Raw genomic sequence first — 26,238 nt, forward strand, 5'->3', positions numbered from 1 at the left:
TGGTGGTAGGCGCTGTGCCTAAAACTACATTAGCTTCCACTTTGGAAAAGCATCTTTGAAACTCAATCGGCAATAAAATCCTTTTAAGTTATCAATGTTGTTCTAACGTTAGGTTAATTTTTATCAACAAGTTTGAGAGGTGGAAATTTCTAGTCTCTCAAACTTGTTTACATTTGTATACAATTTCCGAATATTTTTAGGAGTTTTCTACCTCAAAAACAACTTCTTAATTTCCGTACTACCAATTTCTACCGCTAGGGACGCCAACAGAAAACCCAAAAGCACGGATTTCTAATTAAGTTCCATAGATGTTGAAGTAGCGATATATTTTGATAATCTATCTTCCATAAATCAACTGTTTGTTGTTGAATCTATGAAGTCTTATTTAGCCGCCGCTATTCAATTGACCAGTGTGCCCGATTTACAGAAAAATTTGGCACAGGCAGAAGAATTAATAGAGCTTGCCGTGCGTCAAGGTGCTGAATTGGTGGGTTTGCCAGAAAACTTTTCCTATATGGGAGAAGAAAAAGATAAACTTGCACAAGGAAATGCGATCGCTCTTGAAAGTGAAAAATTTCTGAAAAAAATGGCTCAACGCTTTCAAATTACGATCTTAGGCGGCAGCTTTCCACTTCCTGTAGATAATACAGGCAAAGTTTATAACACAACTCTACTCATTGACCCAAACGGTCAAGAACTTTCCCGTTACTACAAAGTACACCTATTTGATGTTGATGTGCCCGACGGTAACACCTATCGTGAATCAAGCACGGTTGTAGCGGGTACGCAACTACCCCCTGTATATTTCTCAGAAAAACTTGGGAATTTAGGACTTTCTATTTGTTATGATGTCCGCTTCCCTGAGCTGTATCGTCATTTGGCAGAGAAGGGAGCCGATGTTATCTTTATTCCTGCCGCCTTTACGGCCTTTACAGGCAAAGACCACTGGCAAGTACTATTACAAGCCAGAGCCATCGAAAATACCGCCTACGTCATTGCTCCTGCCCAAACAGGTAATAACTACGGCCGCCGCCTAACCCACGGACACGCCGTTATTATTGACCCTTGGGGTGTAATTTTAGCAGATGCTGGGGAGAAACCGGGAATTGCGATCGCAGAAATCAAGCCCACTAGGCTCGAACAAGTCCGCCGTCAAATGCCCTCCTTACAGCATCGGGTGTTTTAGGGATTGGGGACATGGAGAGTAATGGCCCATGCCCTTTCCTAATCCTTAATGAATAAAACAAAAAACCGGGTAAACACCCGGTTTCTGACAACATTAAAATTCTCAGTTTTTAGGGGCATAGTTTTGCTATGCTCCTATTTATTTAGTTGTCAAAATTAAACTTTAGCAGCAGCTTTGGTAACAACGTTAAGTTCACCCTTAGCATACTTAGCAGCAAAATCTTCCAAAGAAATTTGCTTAATCTTGCTGGCGTTGCCAGCTGTGCCAAATTGCTGATAGCGTTCAGCACAAACCTTCTGCATATATGTAATAGAAGGCTTGAGGAAGTGACGAGGGTCAAACTCCTCTGGTTTTTTAGCCAAAGCTTCACGTACAGCAGCAGTAATAGCCAAACGGTTGTCGGTGTCGATGTTTACTTTACGTACACCACTCTTAATACCTTTTTGGATTTCTTCTACAGGTACACCGTAGGTTTCAGGAATTGCACCACCATACTGGTTAATCAGTGCAAGCAAATCTTCAGGTACAGAAGAAGAACCGTGCATTACCAAGTGGGTGTTAGGCAGACGGCGGTGAATTTCTTCAATGCGGCTGATTGCCAAAATTTCACCAGTCGGCTTGCGGGTAAACTTGTAAGCACCGTGGCTTGTGCCGATGGCAACAGCCAAAGCATCTACTTGGGTTGCTTCTACGAAGTCAACAGCTTCATCGGGGTCGGTTAGAAGTTGTGAGTGGTCAAGTGTACCCTCAAACCCGTGACCATCTTCAGCTTCACCAGCACCAGTTTCTAGAGAACCCAAACAACCGAGTTCACCTTCAACGCTGACGCCCAAAGCATGAGCTACATTTACAACTTCGCGGGTAACATTGACGTTGTACTCGAAGCTAGCGGGTGTTTTCGCATCAGCTTCTAAAGAACCATCCATCATCACGCTGGTGAAGTTATTCTTAATTGCTGAGTAGCAGGTAGCAGGAGCATTGCCATGATCTTGGTGCATGACAATGGGAATGTGAGGATAGGTTTCTACCGCCGCCAAAATTAAGTGGCGGAGAAAGTTTTCTCCTGCATAATTACGAGCGCCGCGTGAAGCTTGCAAAATTACGGGGCTATCTGTCTCGACAGCAGCCTTCAGGATTGCCTGAATCTGCTCCAAATTGTTAACGTTGAAAGCTGGGATGCCATAACCGTTTTCAGCTGCGTGATCCAACAGTAGCCGCAGTGGTACAAGCGCCATAGATAGTCCTCCTAATGTGGTTGTCAGCTAGTCGGTCTGAGAGAAGCGTAATGATTACGCTAAATCTTAAGAGTTTTTTCAACTTATAGGAAATTATAACTAGTGTCGTGTGCCTATGTTGAAAAAGTTTATCCCATCGTTACTATAACTATGTTCTATACTCCTGTACTATGAACCATCGTTGCTCTGTATCGCTGTAGATTTAGTCACCCTACAGCTAGTAGCTTTGGTAGCCTAGCATCCCAAATGGTCATCTCAAAGCGATCGCTTCAACTTAAACACACTAACTTCTGACAAATACTATCAGGGTGTTTTTCCTAACTAGGACTTACGCAAAATATCTTTCAAACTCTGATTTCTCCGTGCCGCGCCAGGTGCTACCCTGCGGGAACGCTAAGAGCGAACAAGTCGGGAAACCGCAAGGGCGCACTGGCAACTCTTTGCCTCTGCGGTTCGTTATTCCGTAACTCGTGCGTAAGTCCTACTAACTACTGCATTCATTTGGGATTAATATAGCGTAGCTTGCTTCCGCGTTCGTGTAGCATTTCGTAAGGAAGTTGTACTTCGACTGCGCTCAGTACAAGTCTGTTACCACCGCAGGTATCGCTATCATCAAAATTATTCACTTGACAATAACCGAACGTTCGTTTATTATATAAATTATGAGGCACAAAGACGATAAAAAAAATCAAGCCATCTGTGATGCGGCAATCGAACTGATTACTGCCAATGGTTTTGCTGATACTTCGATGTCGAAAATTGCCAAAACCGCGAATGTTTCGCCTGCGACAATATATGTCTATTTTGAAAATAAAGAAAATCTTCTCAATAAAATATATTTGTTCGTGAAACAGGAAATGAGTGCAGAAATTCTGAAAGGTGTCAACCAGAATCTATCGGTGGAGAAAGCCTTTAAAATGGTCTGGAATAATTATTATCAATACGCGATTAATAATCCGGTCAGATTTGCTTTTACCGAGCAATTTGCTAATTCTCCGATGGTTGACCGCATTTGCAAAGATGAAAGTTTGAGCTATTTCAAGCCAATGCTGGATCTGTTCAATCGCGGTAAAGAGGAGAAAGTTTTTAAGGATATTTCCCTGGAAATTTTTACTGCTTTTACCTTTGCGCCTTTGACTGGATTGATAAAGGAGCATTTTAGTGGTGCTTTGATTTTGGACGAAAAAATGTTGGAAACCACCTATAAAATTGCGTGGGATGCAATAACGAATTAATTCTTTTTTTGAGACTTAAATAAACGAACATTCGATTAATCAGGAGGAAATAAAATGAAGAATGAAAAATGGAACGCGGAAAATATTCTGAGTCAAAAAGGAAGAGTAGCAATTGTAACGGGTTCGAGCAGCGGCATCGGTTATGAAACGGCGCGGGTTTTAGCTAATAAACAAGCGTCTGTAATCATTGCAGTTCGCAATTTGGACAAAGGAAACAAGGCATTAGCAAAAATTCTTCAACAGAATCAAGATGCTGACGTAAACGTGATGGAACTTGATTTGGCGAATTTAGCATCAGTTAAAAATTTCGCTGAAAACTTTAAGAAAAGTTATTTGCGTCTGGATTTACTGATTAATAATGCGGGTGTGATGATTCCACCGTATTCAAAAACGACGGACGGTTTTGAATTGCAGTTCGGCACTAATCATCTCGGACATTTTGCTTTAACGGGACAGCTTTTGGAACGTTTGATGGACACCGAAGGCTCACGAATTGTCAATGTTTCGAGCGGCGCACATAGTATTGGCAAAATAGATTTCGATGATTTGAATTGGGAAAAGAGAAGTTATGCCAAATGGAAAGCCTATGGCGACAGCAAACTTGCCAACCTGTATTTTACCTACGAACTCGACCGAAAACTCAAAGATAACGGTATTGACACACTTGTAACCGCCTCGCATCCGGGCTGGACGGCAACCGAATTGCAGAGAACTGCGGGTGGCATTGTGCAATATCTCAACGGCATCCTTGCTCAAGACATCACGATGGGCGCATTACCAACTCTGCGAGCGGCAACCGAAGCAGGCTTAAAAGGCGCGGAATATTTCGGCCCCGGGTTTATGGAGATACGCGGCTATCCAATAAAAGTCGAATCAAACGAATTATCCAAAGACCAAGCGATCGCTAAAAAACTATGGGAAGTATCAGAAAAACTTACCGATGTGAAATTTGAATTTAATAAAAAGACCCAAGTGCGGGCAAATTACCAAATTCACACATCTGCTAACTAACAGATTTTATAATAGGCGATCGCACTTCGTTGGGTAGATAAGCGATCGCTTATCCGAAAATTTGGGAGCATCCAGAGCGATGAGATTCACAAATAGGATTTAGGTAAACTAAACGTTGTAGGGGCAATTCTATGTGAGTCTGCTCCATGAGCGTCAGGCAGTTTTCCTCCTGCCTCCTGTCTTCTTCTATAAAATTCGCCTTTGCTTTTATATCAAAAGCAGAGGCTAGTGTTACTTAAACCTTTATATGGGTCGCCCGGGATTCGAACCCGGAACTAATCGGTTAAAAGCCGAGTACTCTACCGTTGAGTTAGCGACCCTTTCGCTGTATTTCGCAACTTTGCCATCATAGCACAGACATCTGTAGATTTGTAAAGGGGTTTAGAAAAAATTAGCCGTCAACCTTATAGATGCTGTGTGGCTAGCTCCTGGTGCTAACACAGTCAGGTTATCACCAGTATTGAGAGAGTTACGAGTGGCACTCCACGGTTCTAGACAGTAGAATTCTTTGCCTTTGACTGTCCAAAATACCAGGTAGGTAGAGAAATCGTCATAATCCAAGGTGAGTTTTAACTTCCGGCTGCCATCTGTGGCAGTAGCCGATTGACTCGTTAACTGTCCAAAGGCAAAATCAATTTCATCACGGCTAAAGTCAAAATTGCCGTCAAAAGAGTGAATTTCCTTAGTTTGATTGTCTTGATACTGCTTTGAGGGAATTTCCAACTCTAACTGAGTTTTATCACCACACAGAAAGTAGGGATGGAAACCAGCCGAAAAAGGCATTGGCGTGGATGACAAGTTTGTATACTGCTGACGGACTTCTAGGGTATTACCTTGAAGTTCGTAGGTAAAAGCCAGTTGAAAATCAAAAGGATAAACTGCCTTAGTTTGCTCATTGCTATTCAAAACGACTGTGAGACTAGCCTTACCTTCAGTTTTTTGTTCTGTTGCTGACCACGGCAATTCACGGGCAAAACCGTGTTGTTTGAGAGTATATTTTTGCCCGTCATGAGTGTAAGTATTATCTGGTAGATTGCCACAAATAGGAAACAAAATTGGATTCCCACCTCTGACACTTAAATCAGGATGAGTAAAGCGTTCAGTGTCCAGGTAGAAAATTTCTTGCCCTTGAATACGCCAACGGGTGATGATCCCACCGCGTTCTGGTACGACTTCCAACTGAGAACCAGCGGCTTCGTCAGAAAGAATATAGGTCTTGTACTGTTGCTGTTGAACTGCAATGGTAAACACAAATTTTAGTCCTGTGTAAGGTGGAGTGCTGAGTACCTAGTGCTGAGTCCTGAGTAGAATAAAAAGCACTCAGCACTCAGCACTCATAACTCAGCACTATTTACTCGTCTTCTGCAAACACGAAACGATATAACTCACTGGGGTCTGGTTCGGGGCTGCTTTCGGCGAACTTAACAGCCTCGTCGATTACATCCTGAATTTTACGATCAATTGCTTTGATTTCTCCCTCATCCGCCAAGTTTTGCTCCACCAAATAAGCTGCCAACTTCTTAATTGGGTCACGGGCGAACCAAAATTCTTTCTCTGCTTTGCTTCGCATTTCATCTGGATCTGCCAAAGAGTGACCCCGGAAGCGGTAGGTAAGCGCCTCAATTAATGTTGGTCCTTCACCTGCGCGGGCACGGGCTACAGCTTCTTGAGCCACGGCTCGAACTGCTAGTACATCCATGCCATCGACTTCCACGCCCACCATGTTAAATACACTGGCTTTTTTATAAATCTCTGGCTGGGAAGTGGCTCGCTCGTGAGACATACCAATAGCCCACTTATTATTTTCGACTACAAATAGAATTGGCAGTTTCCATAGGGCTGCCATATTTAGCGTCTCGAAAAACTGACCGTTGTTAGCTGCACCGTCCCCAAAAAAGCAAGCTGTCACTTGGTCAGCGTTTTTATCTCCCAGCACTTCGCGGCGGTATTTGCTTTGAAAAGCTGCTCCAGCCGCTACAGGAATTCCCTCAGCCACAAAAGCATAGCCACCCAGCAAGCGATGTTCGGCAGAAAACATATGCATGGAACCACCGCGCCCTTTGCTGCAACCTGTGGCTTTGCCAAATAATTCTGCCATTACCTCTCTTGCTGGTACACCCGCACTCAGAGCATGAACGTGGTCGCGGTAGGTACTACAAACGTAATCTTCACCCGGTCGCATTGACTGCACAACACCACTGCAAACGGCTTCTTGACCGTTGTACAAATGGACAAAACCAAACATTTTGCCTCTGTAGTACATTTCAGCGCACTTATCTTCAAACAAGCGCCCTAATACCATGTCCTCATACAACCGTAACCCTTCTTCCTTAGTAATATGCGTAGTAGCAGGATTAAAAGTGGGTAAAGTACGTTCTTGAACCATTATTTTTGAGTATCCTTGTTGTACAACTTAAAGTTACGGTCTTAAATAAGTTGGTCTGATAACACCTCAGCTTTTAACAGGCTAGCGTTTGTAAGACTCAACAATCAAACTTTATTTATGCACCAAAAAAGGGTCTTAGGGAATAGCTGAATTTTTGGTTTTTGATTTTTAACTTTTCAGTCCATGCCCCGTGAGGATTTGACTCTAACGACCATATATGTTGCTTTAGGTTTTTCTCTCTGACCGAAACAGTTTTTAGTAATGAGTGTTCGACTAGGCATCAAATCAGTTCCAATGAGTGAGTACTGAGTGAAAAGATTCACAAGTACTACGTTTTACTTATTACTTCTTACTCAGCACTCCTAAATATTCCCCTTCATAGACTAGCAATCAAGATAGACTGCTTTCTGCATATCCATTAACAATTTAAAAAAAAGGAAGCAAAAGTCTCTATACCCGAATAGGTAATTGTAATTAAAGGTAAATTATGATATGATTTTTTTCTCCTGTTATCAGGGTCAACCCTCAATAGTGGTATTCTTGTTGCCATCTACTGAGAAAGTCCCGAAAAAATCAATTATCAATAGATTCTTGCAACCACAACAATTATCCCGTGATTAAAAGCGGTAGTTGTGGTTTGTGGTATCGAAGGCTGATAATAGTCGTGTTAAACAAAAATACTAAGAATTAAGACAAACAATTGAGGCTTTCTAGGCGAAAGCAAAAAATTAGTACTAGAATGTGACTCAAATTTCGGGAAGGTACAAAACAAGTTGTTGCAATATACATTTGTAGAGTAAATTCTACACGGCATTGTTATGGCACGGTTTTACAGGCCTGGAACGCTCTAGGTGAATTATGTTGATCACGGTGCAGGGGAAGTAGGCTGTGCGAATTCCGCTAGATTACTACCGAATTTTAGGACTACCGTTAGCGGCAAGTGAAGAACAATTGCGACAGGCATACAGCGATCGCATTGTACAATTGCCACGACGTGAGTATTCTCAGGCAGCAATTTCTTCTCGTAAACAACTCATAGAAGAAGCTTACGTGGTTTTATCAGATCCAAAACAACGCAGTACCTACGATCATCTCTATCTTGCCCACGCCTATGACCCTGATAACCTTGCTGCTGCCGCAGTAGCACTGGAAAATCGTCCAGAAAGCACCAAAAGGGGTAGTGACACCCAGAGTCTGGGTATAGAAATTGCCCAAGACGAATTAGTTGGCGCTTTATTAATTTTGCAAGAGTTGGGGGAATACGAACTTGTATTGAAACTAGGTCGTCCGTACCTAGTAAATAAAAATGGTGCTACAAGTGCAAGAAAAGGCAATAATTTAGCAGACGAAGAAATACACGAAAGTGCTGAACATCCAGATGTTGTTCTCACTGTTGCCCTTGCTTGTCTAGAATTAGGGCGGGAACAGTGGCAGCAAGGTCACTACGAAAATGCCGCCATATCCCTAGAAACTGGTCAAGAACTGCTAGTACGCGAAGGGTTGTTCTCTAGTGTCCAGGCGGAAATTCAGGCGGATCTTTACAAATTGCGACCATATCGAATTTTGGAGTTGTTGGCACTACCTCAAGAAAAGACTGCCGAACGAAGCCAAGGTTTGGAATTATTACAAAACCTCTTAGAAGATCGTGGCGGCATTGATGGTACAAACAATGATGACTCTGGTTTAAACATAGATGACTTTCTGCGATTTATCCAGCAGTTACGCAACCATTTAACAGTTGCAGAGCAACACAAATTATTTGAAGCCCAAAGCAAACGTCCTTCTGCTGTTGCCACTTACTTAGCTGTTTATGCCTTGATAGCTAGGGGATTTGCTCAACGGCAGCCTGCTTTAATTCGTCAAGCAAGGCAGATGCTCATGCGTCTGGGTAAGCGCCAAGATGTACATTTAGAACAGTCTCTATGTGCGTTACTCTTGGGACAAACTGAAGAAGCGACTCGTGTTTTAGAACTTAGTCAGGAGTACGAAGCTTTAGCTTTTATTCGGGAAAAATCTCAAGACTCTCCAGATTTGTTACCAGGGCTGTGTCTATATGCAGAACAGTGGTTGCAACATGAAGTATTTCCCCATTTTCGAGATTTAGCAAACCAGCAAGCTTTCCTAAAAGATTACTTTGCTAACCAACAGGTACAAGCTTATTTAGAAGCACTGCCAACGGATGCGGAAACAACTAATGAATGGGCTGTAATTAACCCCCAAAATTTTCCCCAGCCGCAGACAAATAATCGCCCTTTCCCCAACAATTCTACTAGAAATTCAGGGCAATTTAACCACAGCAGAACACCTGACCTAGATTTACCCGAAACACCTGAATATTCCAATTTATCATCACCTATTTGGAATTCATCTGGGAGTATGAAATCGGAGGTTCCTGCTGCCGAACGGATGAGCAGAGGCACTAATCAGCATTTGAACGGTTCAGCTAAGACTGCTGCACCCAGTCATAAGCAAAAGCGTCGCCGGAGAAAACCTACTCCATCTGCAAACCGAGAGCGTGTACCAGATAATCGTCCTAATTCTCGTCGTCCTCGGCGGCGGCGAACTTTTGCTAACACCATAGAAGGAAAAACACGGCTGGTGTGGAGAGTGTTTATTTCTTTGGTGAGTCTATTAGTTTTTTGGGTGTTAGCCACAACAACTTTTGGATGGTTAAAAAATCTGTTTTTCCCTACAACAGATGTGCGTGGTTCAGAGTTGTCTATACAGATAAATCAACCACCAATACCTATTCCTGAGCCAAATAATAAACCAGAAGTACTAGACGGCCTTTTAACAAATGCAACGGCAGAGCAGGTTATTCGCACTTGGCTATCTACCAAAGCCGCAGCTTTAGGGCCGAATCATGAAATTAATAATTTAGAGCAGATTTTAACTGGTTCAGCTTTATCTCAATGGCGGCTGATTGCTCAACAAAATAGGTTAGACAATCGCTACCGCAAGTACGATCATAGCCTGAAGGTAGAATCTGTTGAGAAAATCGATTTATTTGCAGATCGTGCCGCAGTTGTCGCTACAGTGAGGGAAGTGACTCAGTTATATGAAAATGGCCAGTTTAAAAACTCTTCTAATGATAATTTGCGAGTTCGGTATGATTTGATTAGAGAACGAGGTAGATGGCGTATTCAGAGTACATCTGTTGTCAATCAGATAATTTAGATAATCAGATAATTTTGAATTTTTAGGCGATATCTACGATGGGCTGCAATATTATGGTTTAGTTAATACCATTTCTTTGTGAGGCTGCACCAAACCTTTTTAACTTATTATTCCTTTGTGTCCTTCTCTACAAGATGCTACGCAATTGCGGTTCATTTTTTTCTTGCGTAGCTTCCTTATTTGCAGGAGTACACAATCCAAAATCTAAAATCTAAAATCCTATTATCTAGAACTTTCCAACACCCCTAATAAACTCTTCAACATCAAATAAGCAGAAGTCGCTCCTGGATCTTGATGTCCGATACTTCGTTCTCCCAAGTAGCTAGCCCGTCCCTTTTTCGCTTGCATTGGTATAGTCTCTTGCAACCCTTTTTGCGCTGCTACTACAGCCTGTTGCATAGCTTCCACCGTTCCCTTACTTTCTTCTACAGCCTGTCCAAACACAGCTACAGCTGGAGATAGCACATCCACCATTGTTTTATCTCCTAATTGCGCTTTGCCACGTTGTAGCACGCCGTCTAAGCCTGTTTGGAGTATTTTTAAAACATCTTGTTCTGTTAATTCTTGCTTACCAACTACTGCTGTACTGGCTCGTAAAAACCAGGTGCCATAAAGAGGGCCACTAGCACCACCAATAGAAGAAATCAAGGTCATACTCACGGTTTTGAGAATGTTGCCGATGTCCTTATCTGCAAGAGTTGGTAACTGAGCGCTTACCTTTTTGAAGCCGCGATCCATATTGATCCCGTGGTCAGCATCTCCGATCGCAGCATCTAATTCTGTCAAATATGCTTTATTCTGCTCTATCTCGGTTGCATAAGCCTGCAACCATTGTAATATCTGTGACTGACTCAACATAATTCGTAATTTGTAATTCGTAATGACGCTCTCTACGAGACGCTAAAAGCGAACGAATACTTGCTAACGCTACGCTAACGTAATTATGAAATTCCCCAGCGCCAACTTGGTGTTTTGACTGGCGCATCCCATAGGCGGATCATCTCGTCATCTAATTTCAGCAGGGTAATGGAGCAACCTTGCATTTCTAGAGATGTAATGTAAGGGCCTATCAAGTTTCGCACAATTTGCAATCCCTGCTGTTCGCAGATTTGGGCGAGTTTGCGGTAAACAATATACAACTCAGAAATCGGAGTTCCACCCATACTATTGACAAAAGCTAATAAGCGATCGCCTTTGGCAAATGGGAGATTTGTTAGTTCTACATCTACCCATTCTCCTTTGTCTTCATCCCACTCGCGTAGTGTGCGGCTGTATGGTGCATCTTCAAGGAGCGATCGCGTTAAAATTTCGGTAATCTCATCTACTGATTTGATTGCTGTGCATTCTATTCCTGGCTCACCGTGGATACCGATACCTAATTCGATTTCGCGATCGCTCAATTCAAATGTTGGTGTTCCATTAGCTGGCACTGTACAAGAGGTCAGAGCAATTCCCATGCTCCGCCCATTCAGATTTACTCGGCGACATAAATTTGCTATTTGTGGCAAATCATACCCAGCATCAGCCGCCGCGCCACAAATTTTTTCCGCTAGTATTGTTGTTCCTACACCCCGTCGTCCTTGGGTATAGAGGCTATCCTTTACTGCTATATCGTCATCAATCAAAATATTTAGCGATCGAATGCCTTCGCTACGGGCTAACTCTGTTGCCATTTCAAAGTTCATCACATCGCCACTGTAATTTTTGACGATATAAAGGATACCAGAGCCTCCATCTACAAGCTTTGCAGCTTCTAGCATTTGGTCTGGAGTCGGTGAAGTGAAAACCTCGCCAGGACAAGCTGCATCAAGCATTCCTTTGCCCACGAAGCCAGCGTGCATTGGTTCATGTCCACTGCCACCACCTGAAATAATTGCTACTTTACCCGGAATAGGTGCATTGGCTCGATAGACAAAAGTCGGATCGTAGTTCAGTTTTATTAAATCGGAATGAGCCGCCGCCATACCTTCTAGACTTTCCCGCACAAAGTCTTCCGGCTTGTTGATCAGCTTTTTCATAATCCGTGTTTGGTTAAAAGGGTGCTAAAACCCAGGTTATAGCGCTTATGGTTTGTATGCAATATAGTACCTCTCTCTAAATCTCTCTCCTAAAAGGAGAGAGACTTTGAATTTTCCCCTTTCCCGCGTCGGGAAGGGGATTAGGGGTTTAGGTTTTTCCTGGGCTTTTCTATATAACGTGAAAAGTTAGTTATTTAATGTCAATTCAAAGATTCCATCAACTGAATACACTTGTGCATCTGCTGGTGCATGCTTTCCTTATCAGCATGAAACCTTCGTCCATGACCTGGTAGTACCCACTCAAAAGAGTAATTAGCCAAGTTACGCATTGATTTAGTCTGTTCTGACCAAGAATACCAGCAGGCATTGTGGAATGCAGTCAGTTGGTGCAAGCTTTCTGACCAAGCGAGATGATCGCCAGTGAACAGAAACTTATTTTTGTAGAGTAGGACGGTTTGTCCTTTGGTGTGACCGGGAACTGGGATGATTAGTAAATCTGGAGTCAAAGCGAATGGTTCAGAACCAGTTAGTTGTATTTCTACATTGCGAGTATCGGCAGTAATATCATCAACGTGGAGGATGCGATCGCACTGAAAATGCTCGGCAAACTTTTGATGATCTGCCACATCATCCTTATGAGTTAGGTACATATAACGAATTGGCCCCAGTTCTTCTAAACGCTTGACTAAAGGCGGCGTAAACCGGGGAGAATCCACCAAAATGTTACCTTCTGGAAGTTGAATTAAATAGCTAGCAGCACCATAAGATTTTTCAGAATGATAGCCGCAGTGGTAAACATTTTCTGTTACTAATATTGGAAAACTTTGTTGAACAGCTTTGATATCTTTTGGCTTTTCAACTGTGCCAATGGAACTGGTAGGACAAGCTAAAAGTGCTTGCAGTGCGGCTAATCTTTCCGCCTCATTTGTTGGTTGATGATAAACAGCCGATTGATCATCAACATCATAAAATACTTCAGGAGCCATCCAGCGACAGGTATCACAATCAATACAGGTAGTATCTACATAAAAATCGCCGTTGACATTTTGGGAGCGACGCTGATTTAAATGAGCCATATTAATCCTTTTGCTTCCAGCCGCTGACTGGAGAGCGATAAACCTTATATCACTACGCTAGCAAAAGTAACTTGAGACTGTAGCTGGATTTGGAAAGAATGCTTGCAATCAGGTAGAAGTATTATTCCTCACTTAGGGCAAGTTTTGCATAAATTAATTCAAGATTATATGAAATAACACTATCAATCATCTTTGTAAAGATAATGATAATAAAAACGGGGTAGAAGATGAGCAACCCTCGTGCCTCCTACCCCTCTCACCACACAATTATCATTTGTGCTAAAGTGGCTTGGGTATTTTAACTGATTGATAAAAAGCACTTTATTTAATTTTAAAGATGCGTAAGCTGTGAATTTAAACCCTTTCCCTGTTTTATGGTAGTGGATTTGGTGACAACGTTACCTTCACAAGTAACAAGCTCAACTCAGCAGGAGAAACTGAAAAAGCTTTGGAAAATATTAAAGAAGCAATTCAATTGTATTTACAGCCGGAATCAATTGAGTTAGCCCTTGGTGCGATCGCACGAAAGATTATTGTTTCATGAGCGATCATAAAATTTAGTAGTTAAGGGAAGAGTTATGACTGAAATTGTATTTCTCGTTGAAGATGATCCAGATGGTGGTTATACAGCTAGAGCTTTAACCGAGTCAATTTTTACTCAAGCTGACGATATAGAAAGACTACGGGAAATGATCCGTGATGCGGTTCACTGCCATTTTCCTAATGAACATAACCGTCCTAAAATCATTCGGTTACACATAGTCCGTGATGAGGTAATAGCTTCTTGAAACTCCCACGAGACTTATCTGGTTCAGAATTAGTTAATGCTTTAGCTCGTCTAGGATATGAGATTAGTCATCAAAAGGGTAGCCACATTCGGTTAACTACTCAACAGAATGGTGAGCATCATATCACGGTTCCTGCTCATGACCCTATTAAAATTGGTACACTTAACGCCATACTGCAAGATGTTGCTGCTCATGCTGGTTTAACTCGTGACGAATTACTTGCATTGCTTTTTCCATAGCGATAAATGAGTGAGTGTAATTAATGTTTAATAAATTAATTTATGACTAAAAGTTTAGTTGCCGCAGCTACGCCCGTCGTAGACATCGCAAATGCGCCAAGCTCTAATTATTATGTATATTTTTTAATTTCTGAAAATGCGATCGCGCCCTTTAACCAACGCGATCGCTATATTTTACATCCCCTAACCAATAAAATGCAGCTGATTAATCACCGCACTAATTAGATTATGGGTAACAGGAAGACTATCCACTACCATCCCCAGACACAACAGCATCATGTAGGAAATGGAATAGAGAAACAACTCTTTAGCGATAGTGCGATCCTCTGGATTTTGCAACAAGCGCCAAGATTTGTGGATAAATAATCCTCCCAGAATTAGGGCGATCGCAGCATAAAGAATTCCACTTGCGCCCAAAGGATAAACCAATAACCCGGTTGCAAATACAGTGATCAAGGTATAGTACCAAATCTGCCGCACCGTTGCTGTGTCACCTTTAACTACAGGTAGCATTGGTATCCCAACCTTTGCGTAATCGTCCCGAATCATCAGAGCTAGCGCCCAGAAATGGGGCGGTGTCCACAAAAAGACGATGGCGAAAATTAACCACGCTGACCAGCTTAATGTGCCTGTGACAGCAGCCCAACCTACTAACGCCGGAATTGCTCCAGCAGCTCCACCAATGACAATATTTTGGGTGGTGTGGCGTTTTAGCCAGTGGGTGTAAACCAAAATATAAAAGACGATGCCAGAGAAGGCTAGCAAGGCGGCTAACAGGTTGGCAAATACTGCTAGGAGTGTAAAAGAAATTGTCGCCAGTGCGATCGCAAAAATTAAAGCATCGCGTGGTTGCACCTTACCGGCAGGTATCGGGCGATGGCGCGTCCGCTCCATGTCATAATCAATATCCCGGTCATAGACACAGTTAATCGTCTGGGCGCTTGCAGCCGCCATTGTGCCACCAGTCAGCGTTACCAGCAACAGCAATGGGTCTACTTCTCCCTTAGCAGCAATCCACATACTCCCAGCAGTGGTAATCAAAAGTAGCGGAATAATCCGCGGCTTCGTTAGCTGGTAGTAACTTTGAATTACTTGTAAAAATGTTTCGTGGTGGCGAGAGACATTAGTCTCAATCATGTTGGCTCTGGTTCCTTATTTTTCAACAACTTAGCTGAGTCACGCAACGCGAGAACTGTGAAAGCCACCAAAGTACCCAGCAAAGCAGCTCCTATAGCTTGGTGAGAGACGGTGAGAGGCTCGACTTGAAGATGTAATTTAAAAGTGGCAACTCCCAACAAGATTTGTAAGAACAACAACCCACCAGCCATATTTGCCAGTCGCCGCAAAGCTGGATGTAGTGCTGGTGTACGCCAACAAATAAATACCATTGCCAAGGTTGCGATTGTTGGCGGCACCAAACCAGCAATATGACTGTACATCACAGTACAAAGTTGAGAACCGCCGAGGCATTGGTGTAGCGCCCAGCGAGAGCCGACTAAAGCACCTAGCAAACTTTGTAGGTAAACCAAAATAGCGGCAGTTAAGCCTACCCAAGGCAACTTACCAACGGTTCCAGTTCCTTGATAGGGAATGAGTGCCGTGCCAATGGTCAGGAGGGTGGTGAAAAACAACAGCGCCGTTCCCAAGTGAGCGGTAACGATATCAAACCGCAATAGTTCGGTGACAGTGAGTCCCCCCAAAATGCCTTGGAAGACGATTAAAAATAGGGCGAACGTGGATGCCCAAGGCAGCCAAGAGGGTAAGGAACGACGATGCCACCAGGACAAACCGAAGAGTGCGATCGCGCTTACACCAATTAAAGCTGCATCCAATCTGTGAAACCACTCCAAGAATACCTGGAGATTCATTTGCTTGGCTGGCACCAGTTCGCCATAGCACAAAGGCCAGTCTGGGCAAGCAAGTCCAGCATTCATCACGCGAGTGGCAGAGCCTATTGCCATCAAAATCAAGGTGGCTATGCACATTTTCCACACCAAGCGCCGAATCATTTCCTTGGGCTTTTGCTGCTCAACTGCCACTTTATTTTGTTCTAGGACAAATTCGCTCATCAACGATACCTTCTGCCTGCTTTTGGTGGATCTCTTAAAATTTTCAATTTTCTTTTAGTGTCCATCTTCACCCTAGCGTATAGGCTAAAGGTTTATAGATTGGCACTCACTTATACTTTGAATCACTCCAGCAATGTTTTCCTGGAAGCTTTAGGTATTTTTTAAGATGTGAGAAATTGATTAATCACAATTAATTTAAACATTCTAAATTTTTCCACTGATGTACATCTACTTTTGGCAGGATTTAATAGTCACCTTGTACTCAAAATTAGTAAAGTAGTCAAAAAAATTAATAAAAATTTCCGACCTTTAGCCCCTTTGTCTGACAGCCTAGACTACCTTAGTAAGTGAGTAGCTTTGAGATAACATAGTAAATTCATTTAAGTAAACCGTGAAGATTCCAAGTTCAATCTGGACATTACTCATTGGCATCGTACTAACGCTAGTCAGCTTTTGGTACGGTCAAAATCACGGTCTGTTGCCAGCAGCAGCTACGGATGAAGCCGTTTTAGTGGATGGTCTGTTCAACACGATGATGATCGTTTCTACAGGTATATTCCTACTTGTCGAAGGTATTTTAATTTACTCTGCATTTAAATACCGTCGCCGTGCAGGTGACAATGAAGACGGTCCACCAGTTGAGGGCAATGTACCTCTAGAAATCCTCTGGACGGCGATCCCAGCAATTATTGTTTTCGGCATTTCTGTTTACAGCTTTGATGTGTACAACGAAATCGGTGGCTTTGATCCCCATGCTGTCCATGCAGCGCCGATGAATCAGGAATCGATGACAATGCCAGGGCATGGGAGTGCACTTGCCGCAACTTTAAGCGATACTCCTCCCAGCACCGAACCCAACCTCAATCAAGAAAAATCTGATGAGGCGATGCAAGACCCCGCTACCGCAGAAGTCCGCAATGCTGACCAAATTCCTCAACTGCGGAATGCACCAGGTTTAGGTACTGTTGCTCCGACAATTGGGGGAAGTCCTGATAAAGCAGGTAAATCAGCAGAATTGCGAGTTAATGTGACTGGTCTACAATATGCCTGGATTTTCACTTATCCTGAAACTGGTATAACTACAGGTGAAATGCACGTCCCCATTGGGCGGGAAGTGCAAATCAATATGACCGCCAACGATGTGATCCACGCCTTCTGGGTGCCAGAGTTCCGCCTGAAACAAGATGCGATCCCTGGTAGGCAAAGCGAGATTCGCTTCACACCTAAAAAAGCAGGAGATTATGTCCTGATTTGTGCTGAACTTTGCGGACCATATCACGGAGCGATGAGAGCGCCAGTAGTCGTTGAGACAGAAGAAGCGTTTGACAAATGGCTGCAAGAGCAGCTAGTTGCTAGCAAGGAAACCCTAAATCAAGCCGTTGCTGTTAATCCTGTAGATATATCCCCAAATGAATTTCTCGCCCCTTACACCAAGGACATGGGAATTCAGCCAGAAATACTACATCAAATTCACAGATAGTCCATAATCCACCGACAAAAGTAATAACTCAGGACTCGGTACTCAGCACTCAGTACTCCTATGACACAAGCTCAGTTGCAAGAAACTGCCAATATTCCCGCCCTTCTTGACGAACCAGGGATTAGAAAATGGCAAGATTATTTTGGCTTCAACACCGACCATAAGGTGATTGGGATTCAATACCTAGTCACTACGTTTATTTTCTACTGCATTGGTGGCGTGATGGCTGAGTTGGTTCGCACAGAACTGCGAACCCCAGAAGTCGATTTTGTCACTCCTGAAGTCTACAACAGCTTGTTTACGCTGCACGCCACAATCATGATTTTCTTGTGGATCGTGCCAGCTGGTGCGGGTTTTGCTAACTTCCTTATCCCCTTAATGATTGGGGCAAAGGATATGGCATTTCCGCGCTTGAATGCTGTAGCCTTTTGGATGATTCCCCCTGCGGGTATATTGCTAATCGCCAGTTTAGTCGTAGGCGATGCACCGGATGCAGGTTGGACTTCCTACCCTCCCTTGAGTTTGGTAACAGGTCAAGTAGGTGAGGGAATTTGGATTATGAGCGTCCTGCTACTAGGAACGTCATCGATTCTAGGGGCAATCAATTTCCTGGTTACATTGATTAAGATGCGTATCCCTAGTATGGGGATTCACCAAATGCCCTTGTTCTGCTGGGCGATGTTTTCTACCTCGGCACTGGTTTTGGTATCAACCCCAGTCTTAGCAGCAGGTCTGATTCTGCTTTCCTTTGACTTAATTGCCGGGACAACATTTTTTAACCCAACAGGCGGTGGCGACCCAGTAGTATACCAGCATATGTTCTGGTTTTACTCTCACCCAGCAGTTTACATTATGATTTTGCCCTTCTTTGGGGCAATTTCGGAAATTATCCCCGTGCATTCCCGCAAGCCGATTTTTGGCTATAAAGCGATCGCCTATTCCTCTCTCGCTATTAGCTTTTTGGGGCTAATTGTTTGGGCGCACCATATGTTTACCAGTGGTATCCCCGGCTGGTTGCGGATGTTCTTTATGATCACCACCATGATCATTGCCGTACCTACGGGAATTAAAATTTTCAGCTGGTTAGCAACCATGTGGGGTGGGAAAATCCAACTCAACAGTGCCATGCTGTTCGCAATCGGCTTTGTTGGCACCTTTGTGATTGGCGGTATTAGTGGCGTGATGTTGGCAGCAGTGCCTTTTGATATTCACGTTCACGATACCTATTTTGTGGTGGCACACTTGCACTACGTCCTCTTTGGTGGTAGCGTATTGGGCATTTATGCGGCTATTTACCACTGGTTCCCGAAAATGACGGGACGGATGATGAACGAATTTTTGGGTAAGGTTCACTTTGCCTTAACAATAGTTGGTCTAAATATGACCTTCTTACCCATGCACAAGCTGGGTTTGATGGGGATGAATCGCCGTATTGCCCAATATGACCCCAAATTCACCTCAATAAACGAAATCTGCACGTATGGTTCTTATATACTGGCAGTTTCGACATTACCCTTCATCATTAATGCCATTTGGAGTTGGTTGTACGGCGAAAAAGCTGGTAATAATCCTTGGAGGGCACTTACCTTAGAGTGGATGACTACCTCACCGCCAGCGATCGAGAATTTTGATCAAACCCCAGTACTTGCTACAGGCCCCTACGACTACGGCTTGGAAAGGGCTAAAGAAAGTGTACCGTTATTTGATCCTAATCCAGTTTTATCTGGTGGCCCAAACTCAGTGTTAAGAGCAGAACCCGACCCGGCGGTTGCTGCCAATCCCGAAGACCGCAAATAAACAGAGTATGGGGCATTGGACATGGGGCATTGGGCATTGGGCATTGGTCAATAATCAATAGTTCTTATCCCCCATCTTCCCACTCCCCACTCCCTACTTGTCCTCTAAGCATTAAAAATTCATGCAAAGTCAAACTATTGACTCAGCTAAAACTGAACTAAATCATCACCACGCGGCGGAAGCGGCAGTTGGTCATCATGAAGAACATCCAGACCATCGCCTGTTTGGACTAGTTGTCTTCCTGATTGCTGAAGGAATGATTTTTCTAGGGCTGTTCGGAGCCTACTTGGCTTTCCGTGCTACCTTACCTGTGTGGCCTCCAGCCGGTACCCCAGAATTAGAACTATTGCTACCTGGAGTTAATACTATCAATCTAATTTCTAGTAGTTTTGTCATGCACAATGCCGACACTGCTATTAAAAAGAATGATCCACGGGGTGCAAGAATCTGGTTAGCAATTACGGCAGCAATGGGTGCTATTTTCTTGGTGGGTCAAGTATATGAATATACCCATTTAGAATTTGGTTTAACTACCAATTTATTTGCTAGTGCATTTTACGTTTTGACTGGTTTCCACGGATTGCACGTTACTATAGGCGTTCTGGCAATTGTTGCCGTGTTGTGGCGATCGCGCGTTCCGGGTCACTACAGTAACGAAAAGCACTTTGGCATCGAAGCAGCCGAAATCTACTGGCATTGTGTTGACGTGATTTGGATTATTTTGTTCGGATTACTGTATCTACTGTGAGTATTAATTATTAGTTGTTCATTCCACGCGAACAACTTAGTCAGCCCCCAGTAGGGGGCTTTTTTAATGATCTTTTGTTATTCCGAACTTTACCCGGCGATCGCGGCTAGTAAGTAGCTGGACAAAAATATTTGTTGTTAATAATTACAGAGTTTTAACCGCAATCAATTAAGCACATCAAGGTTGTTTAACGTCAGGAGTTAAAACAAAAGGCAATTTTATTTCTAATATTTTTTATTTGTTAAATCTGTTACACACATAACAGACAAAATCCTTTAAATAAATCTTGATAGAATTTCAGTTATTGTTAATGATTAATTCTTTTTTAATGAAAGCGAATTAAATAAAAAAACATCTTAAAATTGAAAAACAAATATTGATAAAAAGGTGAGATTTTACAAGCATTATCACCTACATCATGCATGGTAAACAATAGAAAACGCATAGCCGATGACTAACGTACTATGGCTACAAGGTGGTGCTTGTTCAGGCAACACTATGTCATTTCTAAACGCCGAAGAACCGACAGTCTGCGATTTAATTGCTGACTTTGGCATCAAGTTACTTTGGCATCCCTCCTTGGGAGTGGAACTGGGTAACAACTTGCAAACACTGCTGCGAGATTGCATTTCTGGCACAATTCCTTTAGATATCTTGGTATTTGAAGGCAGCGTTGTCAACGCCCCCAATGGCACAGGCCAATGGAACCGTTTTGCCGATCGCGCTATGAAAGACTGGTTAGCAGACCTCGCCCAAGTTGCTAAATTTATCGTTGCTGTGGGAGATTGTGCCACATGGGGAGGAATTCCCGCTATGTCACCCAACCCCAGCGAATCAGAAGGTTTGCAATTTCTCAAACGTCAAGAAGGGGGCTTTTTAGGGAAAGATTTCGTATCACAAGCTGGATTGCCTGTAATTAATATACCTGGATGTCCCGCCCATCCCGACTGGATTACGCAGATATTAGTTGCGATCGCTACTGGACGCATAGCAGACATTGCTTTCGATGAACTAAATCGTCCTCAAACCTTCTTCAACAGCTATACCCAAACAGGTTGTACCCGTAACGTCCACTTCGCTTACAAAGCCTCAACCGCCGAATTTGGTCAGCGTAAAGGCTGCCTATTTTATGACTTGGGTTGTCGCGGCCCCATGACTCATTCTTCCTGCAACCGCATCTTGTGGAATCGCGTCTCCTCCAAAACTCGCGCCGGGATGCCTTGTTTAGGTTGCACCGAACCAGAATTTCCCTTCTTTGACCTCAAACCAGGAACCGTATTCAAAACCCAAACAGTGATGGGAGTTCCCAAAGAATTACCGCCAGGGGTGAACAAAAAAGACTACGCCTTACTCACAATGGTTGCAAAAGACGCAGCACCACCTTGGGCAGAAGAAGACTTTTTTACAGTTTAGTTCGTAGTAAGCACTTTAGTGCTTATAAAAAACAGGAGAAGAGAATGACAATTCAATCATTAGATATATCGCCCGTCGGTAGAGTCGAAGGCGATTTAGATGTCCGAGTTGATATCGAAAATGGGCGAGTAGTTAACGCCTGGACACACGCCGAACTTTTTCGAGGATTTGAAGTAATCTTGCGTGGTAAAGATCCCCAAGCCGGATTAATTGTCACGCCTCGCATTTGCGGCATTTGCGGCGGTTCTCACCTAACTTGTGCATCTTGGGCATTAGATACAGCTTGGGAAACAGAAGTTCCTCGCAATGCAATTTTAGCGAGAAATCTCGGTCAAATTGTCGAGACAATCCAAAGTATACCCCGCTATTTTTATGGACTCTTTGCCATTGATTTAACTAATAAAAAATACCGCCATAGTCGTTTTTATGACGAAGCTGTGAGACGCTTTGCTGCTTTCACAGGCAAATCTTATGAACTAGGCATCACAATTTCTGCTAAACCTGTAGAAATTTATGCACTATTGGGCGGACAATGGCCGCACAGCAGTTATATGGTGCCTGGTGGTGTGATGTGCGCCCCTACTCTCACAGACATTACCCGCGCTTGGGCGATTCTGGAATATTTCCGCACCAATTGGTTAGAAGCAGTGTGGTTAGGTTGTTCTTTAGAACGCTACGAACAAATCCAAACTTATGATGACTTTAGAAATTGGTTAGATGAAGACCGAAATCATCGAGATTCCGACTTAGGTTTTTATTGGCGCATGGGTTTAGATATCGGTTTAGATAGATATGGTGCTGGTGTTGGTAAATATGTGACTTGGGGATATTTAGCCCATGAAGATAAATACCAAAAGCCGACTATTGAAGGACGAAATGCAGCAATGATTATGAAAGGTGGAGTGTATGACAGCTTCGCAGATACTCACACTTTAATGGATCAGTCATTTACCCGCGAGAATACAACTCACTCTTGGTACGATGAAGGGACAGCAGATATTCACCCTAGCGATCGCACCACTAAACCGACTGCAATCAATACCAAAGACTTTGATAACGCCTACTCTTGGTCGAGTGCAGTCCTTCACAAAGACTTCGGACGTTTGGAAACCGGGCCCTTAGCGCGGCAATTAGTTGCAGGTGGTAAACATGGCGAATCTTGGCAACACTACGACGGCTTTATCCTCGATGTCTTCAAACAAATGGGTGGTGCTAATATTCATGTGCGTCAGTTAGCACGAGTTCACGAACTTGTCAAGTTATATCGCCAAGCCGAACATTGTTTGCGCGAATTCAAATTAAACGACCCCTGGTATATCAAACCCACAGAAAAAGATGGCAAGGGTTGGGGTGCAACGGAAGCAGCGCGGGGTTCCTTATCTCACTGGGTAGAAGTAGAGGGCGGTAAAATTAAGAATTACCAAGTGATTGCCCCTGGTACTTGGAATATCGGCCCTCGTGATGGTGAAGGAATTCGCGGTCCGATTGAAGAAGCTTTAATTGGGACACCCATTTACGATTCTAGCGATCCGGTAGAAGTTGGTCATGTGGCGCGATCGTTTGACTCTTGTTTAGTGTGTACAGTTCACGCTCATGATGCTAAGACTGGTGAAGAGTTGGCGCGTTTTCGGACTGCTTAACGAATGCTAATTTTTAATAGCTAATGACTAATTATTTTTTAGTTAGTCATTAGCTGGGTTTTTTACTATGTTAGCTATTATGCCATGATTAGAAATAGCTAGAGCATGAGGGAAAAGTTTATCACTATAACTATAGAAGCTGTTTATGAACAGGGGGTACTCAGGCTATCACAGCCGATTCCATTAGCTGAAGGAACTCGTGTTGAAGTTACTGTAATTTCAACTGAGGCTAAACTTAAAGACAAAACTCCTAGAGAGATTCTGGCACAAATTGCAGCCATGCCTTTAGAAGTTAGTAATGATAAATTTTCTGGTCGAGATCATGACACTATTCTTTATCCTCACTGAACGACAATCTGTTGTGTACCCACAAACTCTGTCTCGAACACCAGATCCTCATCCTCTAGAATTTCCGCTACAGCTATTTGTTAGACTTTTTTACAAAATATTTATAACCTACTCACTAAATTTTCAATTGTTTCACGACATAACTCTCTTTGTTCTTTCGCTACTTGTATTCTTTCTTCATAAACATAGTAAATATTTTTATCCATTTTACTTAGCGGAATTCCTTGATTAGCAGCAACAACACCTGCACTATTAAAGTCACGTAATTCAGCGCTATACAATGCTTCAAAAGTTTCTTGACTATCTATACAAGAATTACTATCGATATCAATAAAACGATCAGGATTTTTACAATACTCATCATACATCTTTTTTATAGCTTCATTTGACAAAGCTTTAAATGCATGAGCAGCTCCCTTTTGTTGCGTAAACCGATTTCCAAGAAGCAATGCTATTTTTGGCCTTTCAATATTAAAATTATCTACTTTTGACGAAAATGTATACTTACCATACACAGGATGTTTATTTTCCGTACCCCAGATCAGATTAAAAAGCCCAGTTATTGCAAATATAGATGAGTCATCTGCATTTATAGGGACTAGCAGATATTCACCCGACAAAATTGCTATTTGGGTATATACAGAAAAGCTAGGATTGGTATCAATAAAATATGTACACGGTTTATCACTAACTTGTCGTTGAGTAAGATTTTTAATAATTGAATGTACATTCTCCCACGGTTTATCATTTTCAGATAACGGTGTTGCATCAGCTCTTTCTGATAGCAATGGCGCAATCAACTCCAGATTGCCATCACCTGATAACAAATACATATTTTCAGGCAAATTATGGTTAACTTCATGTAGGTCTATTATGTATTTAGTTAAATCAGTAGTATCTGATTTGATTATGCTATCAGTTATATAACCAACAACTGTCTGGGGAGTTCTCCTAGTTATAAGACCTTGAAGATGCTCTTCAGCTTTCTTTCCCCCGCCCATAAGCATCATTGAAACATTTGCTTGAGGACACATATCTATTACAATAACATCTCTATCAGGATTTTTTTCTGCATAAACAGAAGCAACGTGGAATGTTATGGTACTTTTACCAACTCCACCTTTGTTATTCCACATTACATAGCTTTTATTATTCATAATACTTTCTTGTTTCCTATTTTACATACCTTGCTATTGATGGTTTATTTTAACACAGTTATTTGGGAGTATTTACGTATAAACACGGAGTTTTACAAATTTGACGATGAACAAACCCCAAAAAGCACGTTTACTTGACTAAGTACGCGCACCAACCTTGCGATCGCTCTACCCAAGAATAATAGTTACTGTCTATACCACCAAAGAAGCGATGCCTACGGCGGGCTACGCCAACGCATTTGCTATTTCGGCGATCGCATTTGTTATTTCGGCGATCGCATTTGTTATTTCAGCAATCGCATTTGTTGATTCGGAGTTCGCATTTGCTATTTCGGTGGCTCCATTTGCTATTTCGGCGACTCCATTTGCTATTTCGGCGATCGCCTTCAACAGTCACTGTTTCAGTTTGGTAAAAATGTGGCAATAAACTTTTCAACTGCCTTGGGATCTTGCATTAGTTGCTCATTGAGTTGCTTGGCCTGCTCACCTGGGTAAACTTCTTCAATGCCATCAACAACAGCTTGCAGTGCATCCCTAACCACTTCCTCTGGGGGTACTTTGGGATCGGGGAAAGACTTACCCATACCAATATCGATAGCTCCTGGTAGCACTGCTACTACCAGGGTTTTCTGAGCCGCTAACTCTGCCCGAACCGCCTGAGTCAATGACAAAACTGCTGCTTTAGAAGCGCCATAGCTGCCATTAAAGGGAAGATTCACCCGCGCTACCATTGACACCATATTAGCGATCGCCCCACCCTCATTTTGCTTTAAGATCGAGGCAAAGGCACGGCACATGATCAACGTCCCAAAGTAGTTAACTTCCATTTCTGCTCTGGCAGAGGACAAATCAGGTGCAGCAATCAATCCCTGGTTAAGCCCCACACCAGCATTGTTAATCAATAAGTTGACATCCTGACATTTTAGTGCTATTTGGCGAACAGATTCTTCATCAGTAATTTCCAACTGAATCGGGATAATTCGCTGCGGATCTGTTGCAACCAGTTCAGCTAAAGCATCCAGCTTGCGAGCGCCAGCATAAATTTTGGCTGCACCTTGCGCTCTCAATCCTTCCACAAAGTACTTGCCTAGACCTCCATTTGCGCCAGTTACCAGAGCGATTGCACCTAAAACTTGCATACTCTTCTTCCCCACAGTTGAGCTAGATATTGACCTGTCATCAAAGTATACTACTACTTACTTTTTAGGAAGTACTTACTTTTTTGTAAGTCCATA

The 26,238-nt window shown here is 42.8% G+C and carries 24 protein-coding genes and 1 tRNA gene; 13 read left to right on the top strand and 12 right to left on the bottom strand.

What is annotated here, in order from left to right:
• Positions 1–373: 373 nt before the first annotated feature.
• Positions 374–1,186 (top strand): carbon-nitrogen hydrolase family protein, encoded by an 813-nt coding sequence (locus ACEW80_RS18035; RefSeq protein WP_373527913.1) that lies wholly within the window; start codon positions 374–376, stop codon positions 1,184–1,186.
• 155 nt (positions 1,187–1,341) lie between these two features.
• On the opposite strand, the gene fba is transcribed toward ACEW80_RS18035, so the two are convergent.
• Entirely contained in the window at positions 1,342–2,421 is a 1,080-nt protein-coding gene (gene fba, locus ACEW80_RS18040; RefSeq protein WP_100898838.1) for a class II fructose-bisphosphate aldolase, read from the bottom strand.
• Positions 2,422–3,083: 662 nt separating this feature from the next.
• On the opposite strand from fba, the gene ACEW80_RS18045 reads away from it, so the two are divergent.
• Entirely contained in the window at positions 3,084–3,656 is a 573-nt protein-coding gene (locus tag ACEW80_RS18045) for a TetR/AcrR family transcriptional regulator (RefSeq protein ID WP_373527914.1), read from the top strand.
• A gap of 54 nt (positions 3,657–3,710) precedes the next feature.
• A complete protein-coding gene (locus ACEW80_RS18050; protein ID WP_373527915.1) occupies positions 3,711–4,667 on the top strand; it encodes an SDR family NAD(P)-dependent oxidoreductase in 957 nt (318 codons plus the stop codon).
• Between the two features lie 248 nt (positions 4,668–4,915).
• On the opposite strand, the gene ACEW80_RS18055 is transcribed toward ACEW80_RS18050, so the two are convergent.
• From ACEW80_RS18055 to pdhA, 3 genes are all read right to left on the bottom strand, one after another.
• A tRNA-Lys gene (locus ACEW80_RS18055) sits at positions 4,916–4,987 on the bottom strand.
• 61 nt (positions 4,988–5,048) lie between these two features.
• The gene (locus ACEW80_RS18060) at positions 5,049–5,918 is read right to left on the bottom strand and encodes an aldose epimerase (RefSeq protein WP_373527916.1); all 870 of its coding nucleotides are present in this window, start codon (positions 5,916–5,918) and stop codon (positions 5,049–5,051) included.
• A 100-nt stretch (positions 5,919–6,018) separates the two neighbouring features.
• A complete protein-coding gene (gene pdhA / locus ACEW80_RS18065) occupies positions 6,019–7,053 on the bottom strand; it encodes a pyruvate dehydrogenase (acetyl-transferring) E1 component subunit alpha (RefSeq protein WP_069072716.1) in 1,035 nt (344 codons plus the stop codon).
• A gap of 888 nt (positions 7,054–7,941) precedes the next feature.
• Between pdhA and ACEW80_RS18070 the strand changes: the two genes are divergently transcribed.
• The gene (locus ACEW80_RS18070) at positions 7,942–10,230 is read left to right on the top strand and encodes an IMS domain-containing protein (RefSeq protein ID WP_373527917.1); all 2,289 of its coding nucleotides are present in this window, start codon (positions 7,942–7,944) and stop codon (positions 10,228–10,230) included.
• Between the two features lie 222 nt (positions 10,231–10,452).
• Here ACEW80_RS18070 and dhaL read toward each other — a convergent pair whose 3' ends face one another.
• From dhaL to ACEW80_RS18085, 3 genes are all read right to left on the bottom strand, one after another.
• Positions 10,453–11,088, bottom strand: coding sequence for a dihydroxyacetone kinase subunit DhaL (gene dhaL, locus ACEW80_RS18075; protein WP_373527918.1), 636 nt, complete (start codon positions 11,086–11,088; stop codon positions 10,453–10,455).
• Positions 11,089–11,171: 83 nt separating this feature from the next.
• Entirely contained in the window at positions 11,172–12,248 is a 1,077-nt protein-coding gene (gene dhaK / locus ACEW80_RS18080; RefSeq protein ID WP_373527919.1) for a dihydroxyacetone kinase subunit DhaK, read from the bottom strand.
• Between the two features lie 200 nt (positions 12,249–12,448).
• The gene (locus ACEW80_RS18085) at positions 12,449–13,324 is read right to left on the bottom strand and encodes an MBL fold metallo-hydrolase (protein ID WP_373527920.1); all 876 of its coding nucleotides are present in this window, start codon (positions 13,322–13,324) and stop codon (positions 12,449–12,451) included.
• A gap of 578 nt (positions 13,325–13,902) precedes the next feature.
• Between ACEW80_RS18085 and ACEW80_RS18090 the strand changes: the two genes are divergently transcribed.
• The 3 genes from ACEW80_RS18090 to ACEW80_RS18100 are packed head-to-tail and all read left to right on the top strand — an operon-like array spanning position 13,903 to position 14,576.
• Positions 13,903–14,112 (top strand): 2-oxoisovalerate dehydrogenase E1 subunit beta, encoded by a 210-nt coding sequence (locus ACEW80_RS18090; RefSeq protein WP_373527921.1) that lies wholly within the window; start codon positions 13,903–13,905, stop codon positions 14,110–14,112.
• Positions 14,109–14,351: a type II toxin-antitoxin system HicA family toxin gene (locus ACEW80_RS18095; RefSeq protein WP_373527922.1), complete on the top strand. Its 243-nt coding sequence runs from the start codon at positions 14,109–14,111 to the stop codon at positions 14,349–14,351. The genes ACEW80_RS18090 and ACEW80_RS18095 overlap by 4 nt, the downstream gene beginning before the upstream one ends.
• A gap of 42 nt (positions 14,352–14,393) precedes the next feature.
• Entirely contained in the window at positions 14,394–14,576 is a 183-nt protein-coding gene (locus tag ACEW80_RS18100) for a hypothetical protein (RefSeq protein WP_373527923.1), read from the top strand.
• Here the strand turns inward: ACEW80_RS18100 and ACEW80_RS18105 are convergent.
• Complete coding sequence (locus tag ACEW80_RS18105; protein ID WP_373527924.1) at positions 14,535–15,488, bottom strand: heme o synthase; 954 nt, start codon at positions 15,486–15,488, stop codon at positions 14,535–14,537. The two genes, ACEW80_RS18100 and ACEW80_RS18105, sit on opposite strands and share 42 nt — an antisense overlap.
• A complete protein-coding gene (locus ACEW80_RS18110; RefSeq protein ID WP_373527925.1) occupies positions 15,485–16,420 on the bottom strand; it encodes a heme A synthase in 936 nt (311 codons plus the stop codon). The genes ACEW80_RS18105 and ACEW80_RS18110 overlap by 4 nt, the downstream gene beginning before the upstream one ends.
• A 391-nt stretch (positions 16,421–16,811) precedes the next feature.
• Between ACEW80_RS18110 and ACEW80_RS18115 the strand changes: the two genes are divergently transcribed.
• The 6 genes from ACEW80_RS18115 to ACEW80_RS18140 all read left to right on the top strand — a co-directional run bounded on the left by ACEW80_RS18115 (position 16,812) and on the right by ACEW80_RS18140 (position 23,846).
• Complete coding sequence (locus ACEW80_RS18115) at positions 16,812–17,900, top strand: cytochrome c oxidase subunit II (RefSeq protein WP_373527926.1); 1,089 nt, start codon at positions 16,812–16,814, stop codon at positions 17,898–17,900.
• Between the two features lie 60 nt (positions 17,901–17,960).
• Complete coding sequence (gene ctaD / locus ACEW80_RS18120) at positions 17,961–19,697, top strand: cytochrome c oxidase subunit I (protein WP_373527927.1); 1,737 nt, start codon at positions 17,961–17,963, stop codon at positions 19,695–19,697.
• Positions 19,698–19,818: 121 nt separating this feature from the next.
• Positions 19,819–20,445: a heme-copper oxidase subunit III gene (locus ACEW80_RS18125; protein ID WP_373527928.1), complete on the top strand. Its 627-nt coding sequence runs from the start codon at positions 19,819–19,821 to the stop codon at positions 20,443–20,445.
• A 450-nt stretch (positions 20,446–20,895) separates the two neighbouring features.
• The gene (locus ACEW80_RS18130) at positions 20,896–21,858 is read left to right on the top strand and encodes a hydrogenase (RefSeq protein WP_373527929.1); all 963 of its coding nucleotides are present in this window, start codon (positions 20,896–20,898) and stop codon (positions 21,856–21,858) included.
• A gap of 44 nt (positions 21,859–21,902) precedes the next feature.
• Positions 21,903–23,498, top strand: coding sequence for a nickel-dependent hydrogenase large subunit (locus ACEW80_RS18135; protein ID WP_373527930.1), 1,596 nt, complete (start codon positions 21,903–21,905; stop codon positions 23,496–23,498).
• Between the two features lie 105 nt (positions 23,499–23,603).
• Positions 23,604–23,846, top strand: a complete 243-nt coding sequence (locus ACEW80_RS18140) for an antitoxin family protein (protein ID WP_373527931.1) — start codon at positions 23,604–23,606, stop codon at positions 23,844–23,846.
• Positions 23,847–23,947: 101 nt separating this feature from the next.
• Here the strand turns inward: ACEW80_RS18140 and ACEW80_RS18145 are convergent, their stop codons facing one another.
• From ACEW80_RS18145 to ACEW80_RS18155, 3 genes are all read right to left on the bottom strand, one after another.
• Complete coding sequence (locus ACEW80_RS18145) at positions 23,948–25,003, bottom strand: ParA family protein (RefSeq protein ID WP_373527932.1); 1,056 nt, start codon at positions 25,001–25,003, stop codon at positions 23,948–23,950.
• 225 nt (positions 25,004–25,228) lie between these two features.
• Positions 25,229–25,393: a hypothetical protein gene (locus ACEW80_RS18150; RefSeq protein WP_373527933.1), complete on the bottom strand. Its 165-nt coding sequence runs from the start codon at positions 25,391–25,393 to the stop codon at positions 25,229–25,231.
• 11 nt (positions 25,394–25,404) lie between these two features.
• Entirely contained in the window at positions 25,405–26,142 is a 738-nt protein-coding gene (locus tag ACEW80_RS18155; protein WP_373527934.1) for an SDR family oxidoreductase, read from the bottom strand.
• Positions 26,143–26,238: the final 96 nt, after the last annotated feature.

Source organism: Nostoc sp., from assembly GCF_041747015.1.
GTDB lineage: Bacteria > Cyanobacteriota > Cyanobacteriia > Cyanobacteriales > Nostocaceae > Nostoc.